A 4,682-nucleotide genomic window follows, 5' to 3' on the forward strand; every position below is an offset into this window, starting at 1 on the left:
AATTCTTTGGGAATCAAAAGATCGTGGTGGTAGAATCAGGTGAGGATGAAATGGGGAAATGGATACGTTTTGAGCGAAATATCGTGGAAGACTATGAGCGGTTGTTTGGTGACAAAGCTCCTAAAAGGCCGATGGCTATCCTGATCCTGAGTGATGCAGATAACACCAAGTCAACAGCAATTGCTGATTATGATGATATCATGCTAAAGCCTGCCAAAAAAACGGATCAATAAAGCAGCCATTTTTTAATAAAGCTGTTTTCATTCCATCTATCAGTTCCGGGGATCTTATTTATATATCTGTTCCAGAAAAATCCCATTATGATGAGCTGAATCGTGAAAGTTTTGAAGAAGATATTCATGGTGATGTCAATTCCGACATGCATCCCGATCAGCATGATAATAATATAGGGCCGGAATTTTTTAAACCAAACGGTGAAGCCTAATAACTCGGTGATCAAACCAAATGCAAGAATTAAGGTGGCTAAGAGACGACTTTGAAAGGCGAGTTCCTGTAGCCAGTTGTATTGAAATTCTCCCTGCAAAGACAGGATGTCAATGCTTTTCTCTCCCATCCAGAGCCAAAGGTGGTGGCCGTCTACCCAGGTTACTCCGGTAGCAATCAATTTACTTAGTGCGGCAGAAGTATAACCGAGGCCCATGAAGAACAAAGCAAAACCAAAGGCAAAAGAGAGTTCCTTTTTCATGCCCTTGAAGAATAAGGCAGCCAGGCCTAATCCCATTAAACTAAATGCCACAAGGTTTGCACTGTGGGGTATTTCCCCTTGAGAGAACCGGGCCACATGTTGCAGATGAAACAGTAAAAATGCTACAACATACATCCAGCGTCCCTTTTTCAAAAGCAAAGGAGTTACGGTGAAGAGGGTGATAAGGATCGCATTGTAGATCGAGACCGAGTTGGAAAAGAAAATACTGATGTCGATATAGTTCGCAAGGCCGAGGGGAAGCACAACATCACTGAGCCGGGGAATATAAAAAGCCCATTCCCAGGTATAAATAAGGGTATAGATCACGGTGAAAAACTCAAAAGCCCTGAGCTGAAATTTAGTACCAAATGAGTCAGGTTCATCAAACTGAAACAGATTTTGCAATAACTTCATAGGATCACTCCGAAAACATATTAGGATTCTTAATAGTCGTATCTGCTGTGAACAGAAACATTGGAATGGCCTCGATCACTACTGAATCCTCTTCATTCATATATCCCCGTACCCTTGTTGCAAGCCACATCTCACCCGGATATTGGTCGATCTGAAAAGTACTGCGCATACCATTCAACCTTTCTTCATTCCATACTTTGGTCTTTGTGATGAAGTTCGCGAAATCAATTTCATGTATGCCATAATTCTTAAGAGGCAAGATCCGGCCTTCGATCTCTTCGATGGGCTTGGTTTGCCATAGATCAGCTCGCGTGGAATCACTTACCTGCTCCACAACACCACGTGACCATTCTTTCCCGGCCTGAGAAAACATAGGGAAAATAGAAAAGGGCCAAAATTCACCTTCATGTGATGCAACAAGGAGGATGTTAACCAGCAAAACATACAGTAAGATCTTTTTATGTTTTTGGAATGAGTCAGTCAATTCAGTAATTCTATATTAAGTTGATGAGAATAAATGTCTAAGTTCAAAGTTAATCAGTTAATGGCAATTTTAGTAATGGATCAGAAGCATGCTTGTATAAAGAATTAAAATCATCGGCACGCTAATAAAAAAGAACATAAAAATATGTATTTTTGTTAGCTGTACCAACAATGCTCTTAGTTTAAAATTTTTATCCAGTATCTCACTTTATTTTAGATGACAAACCTACTTAAATTATTTAAGCCCATTCTGAAGTTTAATTACTCTCATCCGTATTGGGTTCTGTCTATATGTTTTATTTTAGCCATAATAAGTGGTTTTTATGCACTCCAGTTAAGGATCGATACCGATATTGCACATCTTCTTCCTGAGGATAATCCCAATGTTCTTGCCCTGCAAAAGCTCAATGAAACCGTTGGGGGAGAAACGGATATGGAAGTTGTTATCAGTTCTCCAAGTTTTGAGGCAAATAAAGCATTTGCAGAAGACCTGATCAAAAGATCTCTGGAGCTCTATTATCCCCGTAATGAAGATTACTTTTTTAAAAGAGCTGAGTTCAAACGCGAGACAGATTTTACAAAAGATAATGCCTTGTATCTGGCTAGCAAATCGGAATTGAATGACGTTATCAGCTGGCTTGAGGATGAAATTGAGCAGGCAAAGGAGGAAGCCAATCCTTTTTATTTTGATCTGGGCAATGAAGAAGAGGAGGAAGATCAACGCGCCGATAATTTTCAAGAAAGCTATAACACTCTTGTCCCTTCAGAATATCCAATAAATGAGGACAGCACCATTATGGTGGTCAAGTTCTTCCCAACCGGCTCAAAAAGTGACATTCAATATCTTGAAGATATGTTTCAGGAGTACGATGAATTGCTGGCGTCTATGAATCCGGCATCTTTTCACCCCGAAATGGAAGTACGCTTTGGGGGCAGGTTAAAAAGGCATCTGGAGGAGATTACCTCTATAATGGACGACGTATTGGGAAGCTTTGCTACCGGGATCAGCAGTGTGATCTTTCTTGTGATGTTTTACTTTTTCATTAAAAAATACCTGCACTACCGTAAAGGAACCAAAGGGGTGGGTAAATATTCGATTTGGTCACATATTATCAGGTCACCCGTACCGGTTTTGGTTATTGGAATTCCCCTGCTCATCAGTTTGGTATGGACTTTCGGGATCACTTATTTCTATTTGGGAGTGTTGAATACCATGACCTCGGTATTGTTTGTGATCTTATTCGGACTGGGTATTGATTACGGGATCCACTTTTATGCCCGCTATATTGAATTGTGGAGCAGCGGCCTTAGTACTTATGAGGCTATTATGAGAACCAATGAAAAAACCGGAGAAGCTATAGTGGTATCTGCTTTTACAACAGCAGCGGCACTTTATATACTCATGCTGGCAGATTTTCGGGGATTTTCAGAATTTGGTTTTATTTCAGGTACCGGGATCTTACTGGCTCTTTTTGGGATGCTATACATCCTTCCTGCATTGTTGGTGATCCTGGATGAACGACTCAACTGGATCTTGATTAGCAGCTCTTCGGTAGAAGAGAAAGATACCGGCGGTCATCGTTATCCTTTTGCCAGGACTATTGTAATAACAGGGTTGGTAGCTTCGGCTTTTGTTATAGGTTTTAGCGGAAACCTGAGCTTTCAGTATGACTTCAGTGAGCTGGAACCTAAATTTCCGGAATATGAAGAATTCAGATCATTTGCACGACAGGTTGAGGATTCCAATAAACGCAATCCCGCTTATATAGTAGCAGAAACGAATGAACAAGTAGAGCAGATCGCATCCATCCTGAAAGAACGGGCCAGAACGGATACCGTTTCACCTACTATAGAAAGTGTAGAAACTCTTCAGGAACGTTTTCCAAACTCCGAGGCAGAGAGTGAAGAGAAGCTTCAGAAAATAGCACATGTCAGGGAGTTGTTGCAAGATCCGTTTTTAGTAGATCGTGAAGATGAAGAGTTAGATAAACTCCGCCGGGCTTCACAAACCACCGAACCTGTTTCACTCGATCAAATACCTGACTATCTGAAATCCCGGTTTATAACCAAAGATGGGGAAGTGGGGCGGTTTGTGATCATCTATCCGTCGGTAGGGCTCTCGGACGGACGACAATCCATTGCTTTTAAAGACGATGTAAGTGTGGTTACCCTGCAAAGCGGGGCTGAGTTCTATGCATCCAGCACCTCTATTGTAGCCGCTTCTATGCTGGATCTAATGCGGACTGAAAGTCCTTATATGGTTGCCGCTACTTTTGTTTTTATTTACTTCTTTATGCTGTTTTCCTTCCGATCGTTCCGTTGGTCTCTAATTGCTATGTTACCGTTGCTTGTGGGATTACTCTGGCTGTTCGGGATCATGATGATCATCGGGCTGCAGTTCAACTTTTATAACCTGGTAGTATTACCCGCAATTTTAGGAATTGGGGAAGACAGCGGGGTGCATCTTGCGCATCGTTACAGAGATGAAGGAAAGAACAGCATGTGGCAGGTTCTTTCGAGTACGGGGCAGCATATCACGATGGGGTCCCTGACGACCATGTTGGGTTTTGCGGGATTACTCTTCACCAATCACCCGGGACTTCAATCCATCGGTATCATGGCTGTTATAGGAATTGGGATGACCCTGTTGACCTCCATCACTTTTCTGCCCGCCCTCATCCAGTGGCTGGAAGACAAGGACTTGATACGGTTTTAAAGGCTACACTTCCCTAACCAATTGGGGTTTCTTTTTGAAAGAAATTCTACCATTTTTTATACCTGATCCTAGTGGGTATCTACGGAGCTTTTGATGTAGTTTCCGCCTTTGTTGATGACGTGGGCCCCGTTAGAAATTAATGCTCCTTGCCCTGAACTGCTTGTTTCTTAGCTAATCAGCGGTTTGATTTCTTTTTTAACGCTGCATTTCATCATCTTCTGAATGCTCTTTTTCTAAGGTGGGGGGAACTTCGAACAAGCAACATCGAAAGTTGAATCTGGGAACGGCTGGAATCCATCTTTCCGCTAAATAGCGGGGTGATGGATGGATTTTGGTCTCCTCTTTTGAACTAGTTTGCAGCTT

General features: G+C 42.0%; 4 protein-coding genes. 2 read left to right on the top strand and 2 right to left on the bottom strand.

Going from position 1 to position 4,682, the window contains the following annotated elements; genetic code table 11:
- A partial coding sequence (locus VFM80_RS08280; protein WP_395071357.1) for a DUF3047 domain-containing protein occupies positions 1–233 on the top strand: 233 nt, incomplete at its 5' end.
- Here the strand turns inward: VFM80_RS08280 and VFM80_RS08285 are convergent.
- On the bottom strand, positions 227–1,120 hold the full coding sequence (locus VFM80_RS08285) for a hypothetical protein (protein WP_395071358.1): 894 nt from the start codon (positions 1,118–1,120) through the stop codon (positions 227–229). The two genes, VFM80_RS08280 and VFM80_RS08285, sit on opposite strands and share 7 nt — an antisense overlap.
- Before the next feature lie 4 nt (positions 1,121–1,124).
- Positions 1,125–1,604 (bottom strand): hypothetical protein, encoded by a 480-nt coding sequence (locus tag VFM80_RS08290; protein WP_395071359.1) that lies wholly within the window; start codon positions 1,602–1,604, stop codon positions 1,125–1,127.
- 216 nt (positions 1,605–1,820) lie between these two features.
- On the opposite strand from VFM80_RS08290, the gene VFM80_RS08295 reads away from it, so the two are divergent.
- Positions 1,821–4,319, top strand: a complete 2,499-nt coding sequence (locus VFM80_RS08295; RefSeq protein ID WP_395071360.1) for an efflux RND transporter permease subunit — start codon at positions 1,821–1,823, stop codon at positions 4,317–4,319.
- Positions 4,320–4,682: the final 363 nt, after the last annotated feature.

The organism is Gracilimonas sp. (assembly GCF_035704785.1).
Classification (GTDB): domain Bacteria; phylum Bacteroidota; class Rhodothermia; order Balneolales; family Balneolaceae; genus Gracilimonas.